Here is a 14,224-nt window from a genome sequence, read left to right as displayed (position 1 = left end):
TCATTTAGCGTTTAAAGATTAACTTTGAGGCCAGCGGAAAAAGTGACCGGCGGTTTAACCCCATAAAGAATATCCGGGTCAATGCCTGATTTATTGGCTTTCCAGATCAGCAGGTTCAACTGGCTGGCGTACAGATAAAACTGGACTGACTTCAAGCCCAACATGGGATGTTGCGGCACCCAGTCATATCCCAGGTAAATATCGTTCAGCTTGACATTATCGGCCCGTTCCACATTGATATCCGCATAGTGATAAAAATTATCCCGCAGGGCGTTAGCCGGATAGACCAGCGACGGAACGTTGGTTAATTTCTCGTCGCCGGGTTTCATCCAGCGCTGATCGTATTCCGAGTATCCGGTACCATAGGTAAACAAAGTGGTATAATTGAGCGATGGCCGCCGGAAGTAGTAATCCAACTTATAAGTGATATTGACCGCCAATGAAAAATGATGCCAGTCCACGGTATTCCTGAATGTTCCGAACAAGGGTGGCAGAGCCGAACCACTTACAACCTGTTGCTGTACCGGATTTTTGGCGATGGCCTGGTAGTCCTTACTTACCTGACCATTCACATAGCCCATCGGATCACCGGTTTGGGGATCAAGTCCTGCCCATTGGTAGCTTACGATTTCGTAAGGATTATAGCCGACCACGGGAAAGATATAATTACCGTCACTGACTAAACCATCCGCAGAGGGCGGATTGAGATTTTTTGAAACTTTATACGATACATAGTTTACCAAAAGCGTAGACCTCCATTTGATTTCCCGGTTCACATTCAAGGTGTTCAGCACCACATCAAAGCCTTTTGAATCAATAGCTGCCGAGTTTTGCAAAGCGCCGGTCATACCGACGGTAGGGTCAAGTATCACATTGTTGATCAGATCAGTGGCATTCTTTTTATAAAGATCAACCGAACCCGTTAAGCGGCTGTTGGCCGAACCGAAGTCAAACCCTGCATTCCAGGTCTTCACCTGTTCCCAGCGCAGGTATGGATTGGGCGGTGACAGGATATCCACTGATGGCAGGTTGATGGGTGAACGTGAAGGATCGTTGTATTGGATCTTGGTCAGTGCCGAAGCTGTCAGGGAAAGATTGCCGCTAACGCCGTATGTTAAACGCATACTCAGCTGCGGTAACCAGCCGACCTTATAGAATTGCTCCTGGTCGATCCGCCAGAGCAAACCGGCAGACCAGAGCGGCACCCATTTCTGATTGGTATTAACACCGAAGATATTCGAGGCATCACGCCTGGCACTTCCTGACAGGGTATATTTCCGGTTGTAGGTATAAGCTGCATTAGCATACACCGAAACAAACCTGTTTGTTAAATTATCAATACTGCTGCCATCGGGAATATAACTATTCCCGTAAATGCCGTCAAATGTGGGATACGGATTGCTGTAATCCACACCAACTGTTGTTGCCGTATTGGCATCGTAGCCATATAGGTTGCTTGTGCTGATATGGCTCCGGGTTTCCCTGATTTCGGCACCTGCGATGGCAGACAGTTCATGTTTGTCCCCCCAGTTATTATTTACATTGAGCTGCCCGCGTAAAGACTGCGCCCTGTTCAGCACATCCCGCGTTTTTAGAATCCCGTTTTTAGGTACAATATAATCTACACCTGTAGCGGTGAGCTGGCTGAACCTGTTGATCAGATCACGGGTGGAAAAAAGGGCCAGGCTATTGTTGTTGGTCGTATTGTTCCAGGACTGCTGATATTGGTATTTGAGGTCTGCACTTAGCCAGGGCAGCACTTTGTACGATGTGCCGGCATTCAATAATATATCATTCGCCGTGGTGGTATTGTCATTATTGGCTAACTCCTGCAAGGGGCGGTATTTCCAGTCCAGTAGCTTGCCATGGCCTGCCGTATCCGTGTACTGTCCCCGGTAAAATAGATCCACAGCAGCCGGGGTGCCATCGGAATTGACCAGCCTGGCATAAGGTGAAATGTTACCCGTAAAGCTATAATTGCCATAACCTCCGGGGCTGTTGGCAGTGGCATCGGTATGCGTAAAAATGACATCCGTTTGCAGTTGCCATCTTTTTGTCAGGTCAATAACGTTATTGGAACGCACGGTAATCCGCTGGTTGCCGTTACCTTGCAGGCTACTCAGGTTTTTATCATAACCTGCCGATAAGAGATACCTGATGTTATTACCCGAGCCCGTCAGGTTCAGGGCATATTGCTGAACAGTTGCCGGGCGGTATAAGTACCTGGTCATATCATTCCGCACATCCTGACCGGCAAGCTGATTGATCCGGGCATCTGCCTGGGCCTGTGAAAGCGTGCCCTGTTTTTGTTGTTGCAGAATTTCGACGACCTGCGATATTGGCGGGTGGGTAGGGTCATTAAATAAGTTATCGTAGTTGCCCTGCGCGAACAGGTATTTTTCCAAGCCAATAAAACTGCCTACTGATAACTGGTTTGCAGAAAACAGGTTTGGTTTGGCAGATAAGGTAATGTTCGAGTTGATGCTGACTTTTAAGGGCTGGTTCAGCTTCGCTTTTTTGGTATTAATGACGATTACCCCATTACCGGCCCGTGCTCCCCATATTGACGAAGCAGCGGCATCTTTCAGCACGGTTACACTTTCTATATCGTTGGGATTGATGTTATTGATATCACCGGCATAAGGGAAATTATCCAGTACGATAAGCGGTGAAGCCGCGTCGTAATTCAATGTACTGAGCCCGCGGATCTGTATGGTACTTTGATTGGGGTCACGTTTATCAATCAACAAGCCGCTGGTTAATCCATCCAGACGGCTGACGATATCGCTGCCGACCCGCTGATTTAATAATTGATTATCCAGTTTGTAAAATGAGCCGGTCGCTCTTTCTTTGGGGATATCCTGGTAGCCTGTACTGACCACCACTTCGTTCAATTCGCTGATCAGCGGTTCCATTTGGATACGGAGCGGTAAAATGGTGGCGGAGCTAACGGGTAAGCGTAAAGTTTTATAACCAATATAGGTGATCCGCAGGGTATCAGGCGAACTTCGTATCGCGATGCTGAAATGGCCGTTGGTATCCGATGCCGACGAAGTACGGCTGATCGACAAAGTGAGGGTTACCCCGGCAAGGGTCTGTCCTGTGGCAGAGCTGACCTGTCCACGGATCATTTTTACCTGGGAGAAAGCGCTCTTTGTAAAAACAAGCAGGAAAAGCCATAAGAATGGGTAATATTTTAATTTCATGTAGCAATCATCATAGTGTGAAAAATATAGTGTGTTAGCGTACCCTGTCAATCTTAACAGGGAGGTCAATCCGTCCGGAGGCGATCAGGCGAGACACGTTAGCATCCGTGACCTCCTTTTTACCTGTCATCGCGACTATTCGGCCTTGCTGGTTAATCCAGACGTAATGCGGAAGCGCGGTAAACCGGAAATAATTACTGCATGTGGTATCCTGAACTGCCACCGGCAGATGTGGCGTAAATGCAATCCTTTTGAACAGGGCATTGATCTTGTCCAGATCATCACCTGTCTTTTTACAATTGATCAGGAATACTTGCAATTTGTCGCCGAATTGCCTTTGCAGGGAATCCATATGTGGTAGCCCGTTTATACAGTTACTACACCAGGTAGCCCAGAAATCCAACAGGATGACTTTGCGTTTAAAAGCAGCTAATTTGGCGGTGGTAGATTTGTAATGTATCAGGTTGCTGAGCAGGATGTCCGGCAAAGTATCCCCGATGGCAAGCGGTTTAACTGGTTGGAGATGCTGCGCGTTGACCCGAAAATTCAGGCATAGCAAAGCCAGTACGATGTAAATCGTTATTTTTTTCATGAGCGTTTAGTTAGTGGATGAAATGAGAAAAGCGGGAAAAATACATAATGGCAACCCGGTCAATTTTTAACTATTAACCGGAACCGGGTTACCATTACCCTTTGATCATTCGGGGGGACAAATGACCAGTAGCCAGATACTTGATTTACTTGTCTTCATGATCTCCTTTAATTTGATTTTCAGACATGATTTGCAGTACCTCAGCACGATGATAGATCTCACTGATTAAGTTGGGAAGGCCGATGATGCCATCTTTTTGAAGCGTATTTAAGTCAATTCCTTGTTCCCGCAGGTTACCAGTAAACCAATCGTTTAGCTCCTTTTGAAATTGTTCGTAGGGTACACGATGAAACCGTTCCATTATCCCGGTTAGGGTGCTGAAATCGGGAGATTCTGGGTTTGATTTTTCTGCTTCCATTTGATTGAAATATTTAAAATGGAGCCCTGGAGGGTGATCTACAAAATAGGCGTGGACACCCTACCCATCGCTTGTGAGGCCCTGAGAAGCCCTGGAACGAATAAGCGGGCGCCACGCCTATAGCGTGGGCGCCTTCCGCTTTATCGCCTTGTTCCATTTGAAATTTCTCAGGTTTCACAAGCAAGACTCAAAGCGCGAACGCCAAATATTTTATGCAGTTCGCAAAATTAAGAAATAGTAAAAATTATCTATACATCATTAAAATTAAACTATAAAAATAGAGAATATATCTACAAATATAGACTATTTACACTGATATGCAAATAATTTATCTACAAACAGGATAGTAGGTTATTTTTAAATAAAAAAACGAATTGCAAAAAGAAACACTTACAGCCTTAGGACTATTTTTAGCAAAAAAATCGGTTAATAAGGCTGACGTAGCTAGAAAAACAGGGTTGAGCCCTTTTCGATTAAGTCAATTATCAATTAATCCTAAGACTTATCTAAGAGTGGAAGAGCTTTATCTTATTGCATTAGCTATAGAAGTGTCTCCATCTGATTTGTTGGAAGCCGTGTGTAAAGACGTAATTCTGCCAAATTCTAAATCCTGAAAGCAAAGTCTTTTATTGTAATGATACCGATAGATGTCATTTTAGGGCCTAACTTTTTTCATATGCCCATTCAACGATCTGCTCAATAGATTTTAATATTTCGTTTTGCCCGTCAGAAGATTTAACATCTATGTCACAAAACGTACCTCCGTTAGACCGGGTATGCAGGATGGTGTAATAAATACCACCAACCAGCAAAGCAGATACCGCACGAAAATTTATTTTTTTGTTTTTGAAATGTTCGTCCGTCATCTCCAGTAGTTTTTGACCATTACTCTCCCTGGCATTATGAATACTGGTCATTAACCGGCTTTGCCCTGAAAGTTCCCAATGGATCAAACGTTGCATTTCCGGTTCGGAAAGAAAAAAGGTAAACTGATTTTGCAGCAATTGCGTAACCAGCGGTTGGGAACTCAGCGATCTGTTATTTTGGATCAGATCATTCAGACTGTTTGAGAAGGTCATCCAATAATCTTTTTCAACTACATACGCTTCGATTAGGTATTCTAACGTCCTGAAATAGCGATAGATCAAACTCTTGTTTACGCCAGCCTTTCTCGCGATATTATTAACTCTCAGTGCACTATAGCCTTCGTTTTTCAATATTTCACCTACGGCATTGATCAAACGCCTTTTGGTTTCCTCTTTATTTTTCATAGCGGTATGATTTATAATGAAGAAAAAAAATCATCACCAAAATTTGTACCAATTATTCTAAAAAGGAGTATTGGCGACTTTATAAAAATGTATTTTCGCTGAATAACTGAAATTGTTAATGCTATAGTGTGTTTTCTCTTGGAACTTGATACCTAGCCAGACAATTAAACCGAAGCTGAATAGTTTTCCAGCGCGCCATCGCTTGCCTTACAACCCGGGCTTAATCGAATATCTTGCTATAAACTTTTCTTTTTACTTCGGAATTTTCGATTATCGTCATTTCCAGATCGGCATCCCAATTTTCCGCTTTTCGTATTTCTTCATGGAAATCCTCCCAGGCATATTGGAATTCCAGGCTTTTTCCACGTTTCTCGGCAATGCGTTTAGCCGCTGTCACAACCGGCATAATATTCCCTCTACCTAATGGAGAATTGACCAAGGTTACAAAGAAGCCTTTGATCCCCTGTTGCGTCAGTTGATGTTTCTTGGCATGAACCAAGAAGTCAAGTACCCTGGTATAGGCTATTTTCAATAACCTGGTTTCTGAATAGCCATGATATAAAATTTCGACCAATTCAAACCATTCCCAATCCATGAGCGTATTGTCCAGCACTCTTTTCAGCAGACGGTAATCCTTTGCTATTTTTTCCGGCTCATTATCACAATAAATCTCGCCTTTAATGGAAGCATTATCAAAATCGATCAGCACCACATGAAAATGATATTGTTCCATTACATCTTGGGCAAAAACCATAATATTACCATCATGGAAGTCCCCATGGCCATAACCACGGTCATGACAAAATGCTAAACCCTCTAATAACGAAGGAACCAAACCGAAGGCATAATCTTCGGCTACAATTTTCCGGGTTGCGTCGTCCTGTTCATCTGTAACTGCCCATATTTTCTTGAGCGATCTGCCCGGGACAAACTGTGAAATGACGGCACGGCAGTTCTTTTGATCATAACTTTCATATTTTTCAATGGTATGCGTCGTTGCAACGTGCGGTGTATTAATGACGGAGGAAATGGCAAATCCGCGAACAGCACCCTCTGGTGCGACTCCGTTGTGATGGATCTTTATCGCCACGATAACGTTCCGGTAGAGGTCTTTTGCTTGAAAAACGGCACCGTAGCCGCCATCTCCCAAGGGTACGTCTGAAAGAATAAGGTACTTATCCTCAAATTTCTGCTTAAAATCACTCAGCAATTGCGCAGTTTCCATCATTTAATTTTTTACCCTAAACACCACATATTTTAACAAAGTCGCCCATCTTTTGCTCGTAGTAACCGAACAATGTCCATCGTTCTTCCAATGACATCATTCCTGTCGTGGAAACTTTGGTCAGAGCAGTTTTAAAATCCACGCCATCTGTGTCAATCAGCGTGTCCTGAAAAGTAAAATCAGGAAAGTATTGTTTTTCAACTAGCCATTGGTCAATGGCGGCTTTCTTCCCATCAATGCCTCGTTTAGCATAAATCTCCATACCCATATTGAGCAGGTACGTCCCGAACAAAGTGAAAGGCCCGGCTTTAAGCTCATGCAGATTCATCGCCATTTCTGACAACACCTCAAGTTCTAGTTTGCCCTGATCGGGTAAACCGGATGCTGCCAGCACATTTGCTACGGAATAGGCGTCTTTCCCATAGGTTTTGACCAGGTTGGTCATCATATTAAAATAACTGAAACCAATATCGCCGTTTTTGACCATGGCTGTTGCACGAGCATCCCAGGCCACGCCGTTGCCACCATCGTAGCGTTGTTTAGCTAAGACCGACGAGGGGGTATTTAATAATAAGGTACCTAAAGAAGAGGAAATTTGATATGTCCTAAAAATATCGGTGATGTGATTGGGTGTAGCTGTTAAATGCGCCACAACACTATAAACAGTCAACCCTGTCTGGTAAAGCAATTTTTCGAATTCTCTATTTAAGCCCTGTTTTTCGATGGCCTGCGCAAAGGGTTCCTGGATTAGGCCTACAAAGGCAGCCTTAACTGCGAATTCTTCAAAAGTTGCGTTAGTTTCAAGAATGGACGCGACGCTAACCGGCACCCGTGTAATGGGTTTCCCTTTACTGGTGTAAAATTTGGTAAACAACAGTGGCCTGTCCGGCAATAGTGAACCATCCAGCCCATACCTTGCTCCACAAGTTATTTCATATCGCCATAAATCTTTAAAGCTGCCCTTATGATCAAAGTATGTTTCATCATAATAATCCGCCAGTAAATCGGTGCTTAGACTCAAGTCCAATGTCTTTATCCGCCAAAGTTCTTTTTCATCGCCATTGGCCCAGGCATTCATTGCATTCAGCAATAAGACGATGTTTTTTTGCCCCCAAAGCGTACCGACATGGTCTATCCAATGAGTCAGCTCATGCCTTACCAGCGCCAAAGTTTTATAGTTCTCAACGGTGATCTTTGAAAAATCATTGGCCAAGTATTCTGCCTCAGTGATGGAATCCAAGGAAACGGTCAGGTAGAACGGATCATAAGAAGCCGCTGTAATTAAATTTGGAAATGGATTGCCAAAAGTGGTGCGTAAAGTAGACATAGGAATGGTTAGGAAATGGTGATCTCGTGTACATTCAATCCAGCCACATCCGTAGTCTTTTGGTCATAAACAATACCGCAGGCTACAAAGATATTTTTAAGCTGATCAATCGACTTGTCGTCTGTATAAACTTTATCGCCCTTTTTTAAACGTTCATTCACGTGGCTCGGTAAAACACTGTAAATTTGCCTGATCTGGTCAACAGAATAGGTGGTGCTTGCCATGATTATATTGGTTAAGGTTAATTTATTGCAAGATAGATGAAAGTTGTTTCAAATACCAAATTTGATATTTGCCTATCAATAATGTTCATGATCCCAACGCCCGAAGACAGAAAATCCCTGACCATCGTTGATCGACTCCACCTCAAACTCCGCATCAATGAGATCTTCATCAAATTCCACTATGATCGTTAGCATCACATCGTGACTATCTTTTACCGTTACTGAAGTACTTTCCACGAAATGCCACCGATCATCTTCTTTGTCGTACCAGGCATCAGATTTGTCTTCAACCGCGATGTCCAGTTCGTAAGCGAAATTAGCCGGACATTCCAATCTGGCCTCGCCCTCACCAAGTGAAACAATAGCATAACCCGTAATGTCAATATCGCTGAGGTCAATATGATCAAGTACATCGACTTCCATGCCGCCTATCTCCCCACGTGAACTAACTTCTTCCTCAAGATAGGCCGTAATCAGCTGGTGGGCCTGCTTTTCTATCTTTACCTTATCGCGATCAAACATTTCCCCGATAAAAGCCGGTGTCCGGGATTTCTTTTCCTCTTCGAACCGAATGATCGCGTCGAGTGCAATTGCAGCCTGCTTGACCGGGATGACGACTGTTGTGGGTAATCCATCAAAATCTTTGTCACTGGTCACTAAATAACAATCATCTTTGTGTTTTTCGAAATATTCTTTTATCGCCTGATAGGAAAAGGCATCCGGAAACTCACTCTTTTTCTCCCCACTGCCGAATGGCGGCGCGGCATTAAAATAATCGTCAAATATTTTTTCAATTGTCAAATGCCCGGTTGGGATAGTTTTTATACGCGCCTCTTTGATATAACGGTCAAATTTTACTTTAAATGCAGCACACGCTGCGTCAAGATCGACTGTTGGTAAATTAAAGAAAGCTTTATATGCTTCTGAATTTTTGAGCGTTTTTAGTTGATTTTCGATCAGATTTTGAATATTTCTGGATTTCTCGGCCTCTGTAATTAACCGTTGCCTAAAGCGTGAAAACACTTCCCGGTACACAATGTCCGTGATAAAAAGATGCCCCCAGCGTTTACGGCTGATTTTTTTCAGGTCGCCAAATACGATCCCCTCCAGGAAATTCTGGCCCTCTATAAAAGAAGTATCTAAAACAATATTTCTAATTGGTGTTGCCATCTACAATACGCTCCATTAATATATATATCATCAAATATAAGGATTCTTCCACCTTTACCTGTTTTTTAAAAATGATCTAACACGCATATTTTCCAATTAAATAAATAATTAATTATTAGCTATTTAAGTTTGATATTTTGTTACCTTTTTAGATATATTTGTAACAAAATGAATTCAACTCATCAACTCATTGCCAATAAGATCAGCCGCCTTGCAGCGGGTGAGTTAGCGTTTCCTACAGATTTTCGCGGAATGGGCTCTGAAGATGCGATTAAAATGAGCTTGAGCCGGCATACGAAAGAAAACCGATTGGAACGGTTAGGGCATGGTGTTTATTTGAAAGCTGGTAAAACTGCAAAAATCCCAGCTCCCGAAACGGTTGCAATGGCTATCGCAAGGAAGGATAGAGTCAGGATCAGGCCTGACGGGCAGCTTGCTTTGTTTCAGTTAGGTTTGATCGAGAGCAGACCAGATGAACTGATCTATTTAACGGATGGCGAACCACGCAGTATTAAGATCGGTGAACAGCGCCTGATCTTCAAATCTACGACCGCTAAAAAGCTGTCGCTTTCGGATACCACCAGCGGGCTGCTGGTACTGGCCTTAGATGAACTTGGGAAAGACAAGGTAACCGACAAACTATTGGCACAAATCACCGACAAATTAAGCGCTATCGATAAAAATAAATGGACGAAAGACCTTCAGCTGGCCTCCGGCTGGATATATAACTTATTACACAAACTCTATCAACAAACAGCGAAATGAAAACGATAACCCTTGCAAACGATTCAGAATTGGCCTGGAAACTTTTATGTGATGCCGTCCGGCAGTTACCTGGTGAAGACCACGAACTGATGCCTGGTGTAAGATGGGGGGACTGTGCCCAGCTTTACACCCCCGCTTTTTGGAAGATCCAATACATCTCTCACATGCAGCGGCGCGAACCACGTCGGATTTACAAATTGGGGAAAACCATCCTGGAAGAGATCATCGTATGCTTACTTGGTGGTTTTGGGATGCCATCTGAGGTTGGCCTGGCCGCATTTGATCGTTTAAAGCAACAAGAACTGATCAAACCTAAGGTGAGCAGAGAACAACTTTACCAAGCATTGGTCACACCTTTTGTCCTGCCTAACGGCAAAAAAATAACTTACCGGTTTTACAACCAAAAAAGCAGCTATATATTCAAATTATTAAACAGGGGTGATCTAAACGCTATACCTCTTCATAGCGACCTGGACTTGCGCAACTGGTTACTTACCGTTGACGGTATAGGACTGAAAACGGCTTCCTGGATCACGCGGAATTGGCTGGACAGCGACCGGGTCGCAATACTGGATGTTCATATTCTCAGGGCCGGCTTACTGGCCGGATTTTATCATAAGAATTATGATTTGACCAAGTATTATTTACACTTGGAAAAACAATACCTGTCATTTTGTGAAGCATTGCACGTATCATCAGGTATTATGGATGCAATAATTTGGGATTTCATGAAAAAAACTAATAGATTAGCACTTAGTGCACTAAAGCACTTAGACTAAACCAATTATCATGTCAGGTAACGGAGATTCAGATTACGATTCGCCACCAAGCGGAGGCGACACCAGTAGTATCAATTGCGCCACGCTCAGCGGCAGAGGAACCATCATGTCGCCCAGCGCGGCTGTATTGGCAACCCTGAATGTCGGCGATATCCTGGCGATCCGCCTGCGCGCCTCGACCGGCCCGGTTCAAGCTTTCACGGCTTCGGGTCAATTAGTTGGGACCGTTTTTTTAACGAGCGCGCTTTCTGCATCGCTTATCTACTGTCTCAACGAACTGGTCGACTATCAAGGCGAGGTTACATCGCTTGCGGGCGGCTCTTGTGAATTACTGATCTCTGCCGTATGATTATCGTCGGCGGTACTTATGATGAATACTGTTTCGAACCCAGATGGGACAAAAAGTTCGGATCAGGGTTAAGGGCTTGCTGGGCGATGGCCCGCCTACGGCCACAGCAAAATGTGGCGTTTTATACTTTCGGCAATGAGGCGACCAGCCAATATCTCAACCAGGTCGCCGAAGGTATTGACCTGACTTATCATGTTACGCCCATAGCCCATAATATACAGTTCAGATACGATTATCCACTGGCCGATCCTGTCGTCATCCCGCGGCCGGATACACTTGGCAACCATCAAAACCTGCTGGAAGTTAAAGGCGATGTCATTCTATATTATGGAATGATCGAAGGCAATGGACGGGTTTCCGGGCGGAAGGTAATTTATGACCCGCAGTCACCCTCGAACCCGGTTGGTTTCCGCGCCACAGGGTCAACAGCTGAGCGGCTGGCTATTGTGGTCAACTTGACTGAAGCCAAAAAGATAACCGGGATACGGACAAATGATGTCCAGGCCATACAGCAATTTTTTTTTGAGCAGGAAGATGCCGAAGTCGTTGTACTTAAAATGGGCGCAAAAGGCGCTTGTGTCAGGACACGCGAGGGTGCCGAAGCCTTAATCCCGGTGTACGAAACGCAGTCGGTATGGCCGATTGGTTCCGGTGATGTATTCGCTGCTTCCTTTGCGCATTATTGGGATGAGTCCGATGACCCCATACTCGCTGCCAGGCAGGCATCCTGGAATACCGCCGTCTACTGCAATACCCGTAATTTTAATTTTTTGCCTTTTGAAAGCGTACCAGAGATCAAACCCTTTTTGATCCATGATTATCCGAAAGCGCAACTATACTTAGCAGGGCCGTTTTTTACTTTTTCTGAACGCTGGTTGATTAATGAGATATTTCATTGTTTGAAATCGATGAATATCAAGTTGTTTTCACCATGGCACGATGTCGGCCTCGGCGAAGCATCCACAGTTGTGCCCCTGGATATCAAAGGGCTAAATGAATCTAAAGTAGTTTTTGCAGTATTGGACGGCTTAGATTCGGGTACCTTGTTCGAAATCGGTTTTGCGGTCGCCAAAAATTGTACGGTCATTGGTTATGTCGAGAACGAATCCTCGGAAAGCATCAAGATGCTGGAGGGAACTGAATGTATCATTGAAAGAGACCTGACGACAGCACTTTATAAATGCCTTTGGGCGCTCGCAAAACTTGATGGATAAAGGCATATTATTATCGGGTGGATTAGATTCCGTGTCCTTGGCCTATTGGAAGCGACCGGATATCGCATTATCGCTTGACTATGGCCAGGCGGCAGCCGAAAAAGAAATAGAAGTTAGCGCCATCATAGCTAAGGAACTTGGGATGGATCACTATATCGTCAGGGTGGATTGCAGCAGCCTGGGCAGCGGCGACCTGGTCAATGGCAGCGCGATCAATGGCTCTCCCTCAACGGAATGGTGGCCCTATCGTAACCAGTTACTAGTTACACTCGCCTGCATGAAAGGCATCAGCCTGGGAATCAATGAACTTATGGCCGGTTCCGTACTATCAGATGGTTTTCATAAAGATGGCACGATAGGTTTCTACGAACGCATCAACGAGTTGATGAGTTATCAAGAAGGCAATATTAAAATTACCGCCCCAGCCATCCATCTTTCGTCCGTTGAACTGATCAAAATTTCAGGCATTCCAGCGTCATTGCTGCATTGGGCACATTCCTGCCACACCGGTAGTGTAGCCTGTGGCAAATGCAGGGGATGTCTTAAATATCAATATACCCTCAGAACTTTATACGGTGACCAGTGAAAAACCCAAGCCTAAGATCGAAGGAACTACCGGTCGCGAGTTATGACTACGCGCTACAGGAACGAATAAAGCTAGCTAAACCCAGCCAACCGCTTACCATGGCCTTTAGGGAAGTGATCACTAATCGCCGGTCTGTTCGAAAATTTCGCCCTGTTAGCAAGGAGCAACTTAGCGAATTGCTTTGGTATTCCGCCAAAGTGAAAAGCCTGCAAATTCAGGATAATGGCTATATCCTAACGCACAGAGGAGCACCTTCTGGGGGAGCCCGTCACCCCATTGATATTATCGTCTACGATCCTACAATGTTCAGCAATGCGCATTTCTATTATTATAATCCATTCGACCATTCCCTTAACCAAGTAGTTAATAAGAATACCGCACCATTGATCAACCATGTTAACCAAATTGTTCCTATCGATGATGGTACCTTACTTTGGTTTGTTGCCCATACGCAACGGACAGCAGCTAAATATAAGCATCCCGAATCGTTGATTTGGCGGGATAGCGGGGCGCTGATCAACAGCTTGCAATTGACCTGCACTGCATTAAGTTTAAATTCTTGTCCGATAGGAAGTTTGGGTGAACCTTATATCTCTGAATTTTTTGGGGTGCCCGGCATCTTTGGTGCGGGCGGGATAATTATAGGTTGAACCTGCTTGGATAACTCCTTATTCTTAACATTGAAACCGGAGATCGAATAAAGATATGAGAACCTTACAAAAGCTATTGCTGGGACTGGCCTCCCTAACCAGAAGTACGACGTCATCCCGAGCCGACAGCGCGCCGCAAAAAGATCCAAACCGACCTTTCAAAACCGGAGATAAGGTCAAAAAGCAATGTTTCACCCGCGCAAGATTTCCTGGAAAACCCGTAGAAATATCGGAAGATTTCTACTATGGCACGATTGTTTTTATGGAAAACAAAGGTTATGCCTCTGTTCGTTTCCGGCATCAAAGAACTCCTGAAATGGAAATGCTATCGGATCTCATCCATGTACCAGATGACGAATGGCGTTATATATGTGTGCAATGATCGTTTCAAATTCAGCAATAACTACTGCCACGCACACGATTTCTACCTAAGCACTCATAATACTGT

Annotated in this window: 16 protein-coding genes; 8 read left to right on the top strand and 8 right to left on the bottom strand. The window is 44.3% G+C overall.

The window, feature by feature from the left end:
* Positions 1 to 11 precede the first annotated feature (11 nt).
* The 3 genes from BDD43_RS21135 to BDD43_RS21125 all read right to left on the bottom strand — a co-directional run bounded on the left by BDD43_RS21135 (position 12) and on the right by BDD43_RS21125 (position 4,216).
* The gene (locus BDD43_RS21135) at positions 12 to 3,206 is read right to left on the bottom strand and encodes a SusC/RagA family TonB-linked outer membrane protein (RefSeq protein WP_121199541.1); all 3,195 of its coding nucleotides are present in this window, start codon (positions 3,204 to 3,206) and stop codon (positions 12 to 14) included.
* A 34-nt stretch (positions 3,207 to 3,240) separates the two neighbouring features.
* Complete coding sequence (locus BDD43_RS21130) at positions 3,241 to 3,798, bottom strand: TlpA family protein disulfide reductase (protein WP_121199540.1); 558 nt, start codon at positions 3,796 to 3,798, stop codon at positions 3,241 to 3,243.
* A 145-nt stretch (positions 3,799 to 3,943) separates the two neighbouring features.
* Entirely contained in the window at positions 3,944 to 4,216 is a 273-nt protein-coding gene (locus BDD43_RS21125) for a hypothetical protein (RefSeq protein WP_121199539.1), read from the bottom strand.
* Positions 4,217 to 4,590: 374 nt separating this feature from the next.
* Here BDD43_RS21125 and BDD43_RS21120 point away from each other — a divergent pair, with 374 nt between their 5' ends.
* The gene (locus BDD43_RS21120) at positions 4,591 to 4,830 is read left to right on the top strand and encodes a helix-turn-helix domain-containing protein (protein WP_121199538.1); all 240 of its coding nucleotides are present in this window, start codon (positions 4,591 to 4,593) and stop codon (positions 4,828 to 4,830) included.
* A 48-nt stretch (positions 4,831 to 4,878) separates the two neighbouring features.
* Here BDD43_RS21120 and BDD43_RS21115 read toward each other — a convergent pair whose 3' ends face one another.
* From BDD43_RS21115 to BDD43_RS21095, 5 genes are all read right to left on the bottom strand, one after another.
* The gene (locus tag BDD43_RS21115) at positions 4,879 to 5,487 is read right to left on the bottom strand and encodes a TetR/AcrR family transcriptional regulator (RefSeq protein WP_121199537.1); all 609 of its coding nucleotides are present in this window, start codon (positions 5,485 to 5,487) and stop codon (positions 4,879 to 4,881) included.
* 220 nt (positions 5,488 to 5,707) lie between these two features.
* Entirely contained in the window at positions 5,708 to 6,715 is a 1,008-nt protein-coding gene (locus BDD43_RS21110) for a protein kinase domain-containing protein (RefSeq protein WP_121199536.1), read from the bottom strand.
* A gap of 13 nt (positions 6,716 to 6,728) precedes the next feature.
* The gene (locus BDD43_RS21105) at positions 6,729 to 8,039 is read right to left on the bottom strand and encodes a hypothetical protein (RefSeq protein WP_121199535.1); all 1,311 of its coding nucleotides are present in this window, start codon (positions 8,037 to 8,039) and stop codon (positions 6,729 to 6,731) included.
* Positions 8,040 to 8,047: 8 nt separating this feature from the next.
* Positions 8,048 to 8,263, bottom strand: coding sequence for a hypothetical protein (locus BDD43_RS21100; RefSeq protein ID WP_121199534.1), 216 nt, complete (start codon positions 8,261 to 8,263; stop codon positions 8,048 to 8,050).
* 75 nt (positions 8,264 to 8,338) lie between these two features.
* Positions 8,339 to 9,433: a PIN domain-containing protein gene (locus BDD43_RS21095; RefSeq protein WP_121199533.1), complete on the bottom strand. Its 1,095-nt coding sequence runs from the start codon at positions 9,431 to 9,433 to the stop codon at positions 8,339 to 8,341.
* A gap of 168 nt (positions 9,434 to 9,601) precedes the next feature.
* On the opposite strand from BDD43_RS21095, the gene BDD43_RS21090 reads away from it, so the two are divergent.
* The 7 genes from BDD43_RS21090 (at position 9,602) to BDD43_RS21060 (ending at position 14,158) form a co-directional block, all read left to right on the top strand.
* Entirely contained in the window at positions 9,602 to 10,198 is a 597-nt protein-coding gene (locus tag BDD43_RS21090; protein WP_121199532.1) for a DUF6088 family protein, read from the top strand.
* Entirely contained in the window at positions 10,195 to 10,977 is a 783-nt protein-coding gene (locus BDD43_RS21085; protein WP_121199531.1) for an 8-oxoguanine DNA glycosylase, read from the top strand. The genes BDD43_RS21090 and BDD43_RS21085 overlap by 4 nt, the downstream gene beginning before the upstream one ends.
* 10 nt (positions 10,978 to 10,987) lie before the next feature.
* Positions 10,988 to 11,326 carry a hypothetical protein gene (locus BDD43_RS21080; RefSeq protein WP_121199530.1) on the top strand — a complete coding sequence of 113 codons (339 nt, stop codon included), beginning with the start codon at positions 10,988 to 10,990 and terminating at the stop codon, positions 11,324 to 11,326.
* Positions 11,323 to 12,540, top strand: coding sequence for a PfkB family carbohydrate kinase (locus BDD43_RS21075; protein WP_121199529.1), 1,218 nt, complete (start codon positions 11,323 to 11,325; stop codon positions 12,538 to 12,540). The genes BDD43_RS21080 and BDD43_RS21075 overlap by 4 nt, the downstream gene beginning before the upstream one ends.
* Positions 12,533 to 13,126 carry a 7-cyano-7-deazaguanine synthase gene (locus BDD43_RS21070; protein ID WP_121199528.1) on the top strand — a complete coding sequence of 198 codons (594 nt, stop codon included), beginning with the start codon at positions 12,533 to 12,535 and terminating at the stop codon, positions 13,124 to 13,126. The genes BDD43_RS21075 and BDD43_RS21070 overlap by 8 nt, the downstream gene beginning before the upstream one ends.
* Before the next feature lie 98 nt (positions 13,127 to 13,224).
* On the top strand, positions 13,225 to 13,776 hold the full coding sequence (locus BDD43_RS21065; RefSeq protein WP_147425699.1) for a SagB/ThcOx family dehydrogenase: 552 nt from the start codon (positions 13,225 to 13,227) through the stop codon (positions 13,774 to 13,776).
* 55 nt (positions 13,777 to 13,831) lie between these two features.
* Positions 13,832 to 14,158 (top strand): hypothetical protein, encoded by a 327-nt coding sequence (locus tag BDD43_RS21060; protein WP_121199526.1) that lies wholly within the window; start codon positions 13,832 to 13,834, stop codon positions 14,156 to 14,158.
* Positions 14,159 to 14,224 lie beyond the last annotated feature (66 nt).

The sequence above is a fragment of the Mucilaginibacter gracilis genome, assembly GCF_003633615.1.
GTDB classification, from domain to species: domain Bacteria; phylum Bacteroidota; class Bacteroidia; order Sphingobacteriales; family Sphingobacteriaceae; genus Mucilaginibacter; species Mucilaginibacter gracilis.
The sequence above is the reverse complement of the archived record's forward strand: the minus strand, read 5'-3'. Positions and strand labels throughout refer to the sequence as shown.

What these genes read in the sequence shown, in the direction of transcription:
- BDD43_RS21135 (WP_121199541.1), bottom strand. Translation starts at nt 3,206, where the DNA reads ATGAAATTAAAATATTACCCATTCTTATGGCTTTTCCTGCTTGTTTTT.
- BDD43_RS21130 (WP_121199540.1), bottom strand. Translation starts at nt 3,798, where the DNA reads ATGAAAAAAATAACGATTTACATCGTACTGGCTTTGCTATGCCTGAAT.
- BDD43_RS21125 (WP_121199539.1), bottom strand. Translation starts at nt 4,216, where the DNA reads ATGGAAGCAGAAAAATCAAACCCAGAATCTCCCGATTTCAGCACCCTA.
- BDD43_RS21115 (WP_121199537.1), bottom strand. Translation starts at nt 5,487, where the DNA reads ATGAAAAATAAAGAGGAAACCAAAAGGCGTTTGATCAATGCCGTAGGT.
- BDD43_RS21110 (WP_121199536.1), bottom strand. Translation starts at nt 6,715, where the DNA reads ATGATGGAAACTGCGCAATTGCTGAGTGATTTTAAGCAGAAATTTGAG.
- BDD43_RS21105 (WP_121199535.1), bottom strand. Translation starts at nt 8,039, where the DNA reads ATGTCTACTTTACGCACCACTTTTGGCAATCCATTTCCAAATTTAATT.
- BDD43_RS21100 (WP_121199534.1), bottom strand. Translation starts at nt 8,263, where the DNA reads ATGGCAAGCACCACCTATTCTGTTGACCAGATCAGGCAAATTTACAGT.
- BDD43_RS21095 (WP_121199533.1), bottom strand. Translation starts at nt 9,433, where the DNA reads ATGGCAACACCAATTAGAAATATTGTTTTAGATACTTCTTTTATAGAG.
- BDD43_RS21090 (WP_121199532.1), top strand. Translation starts at nt 9,602, where the DNA reads ATGAATTCAACTCATCAACTCATTGCCAATAAGATCAGCCGCCTTGCA.
- BDD43_RS21085 (WP_121199531.1), top strand. Translation starts at nt 10,195, where the DNA reads ATGAAAACGATAACCCTTGCAAACGATTCAGAATTGGCCTGGAAACTT.
- BDD43_RS21080 (WP_121199530.1), top strand. Translation starts at nt 10,988, where the DNA reads ATGTCAGGTAACGGAGATTCAGATTACGATTCGCCACCAAGCGGAGGC.
- BDD43_RS21075 (WP_121199529.1), top strand. Translation starts at nt 11,323, where the DNA reads ATGATTATCGTCGGCGGTACTTATGATGAATACTGTTTCGAACCCAGA.
- BDD43_RS21070 (WP_121199528.1), top strand. Translation starts at nt 12,533, where the DNA reads ATGGATAAAGGCATATTATTATCGGGTGGATTAGATTCCGTGTCCTTG.
- BDD43_RS21065 (WP_147425699.1), top strand. Translation starts at nt 13,225, where the DNA reads ATGGCCTTTAGGGAAGTGATCACTAATCGCCGGTCTGTTCGAAAATTT.
- BDD43_RS21060 (WP_121199526.1), top strand. Translation starts at nt 13,832, where the DNA reads ATGAGAACCTTACAAAAGCTATTGCTGGGACTGGCCTCCCTAACCAGA.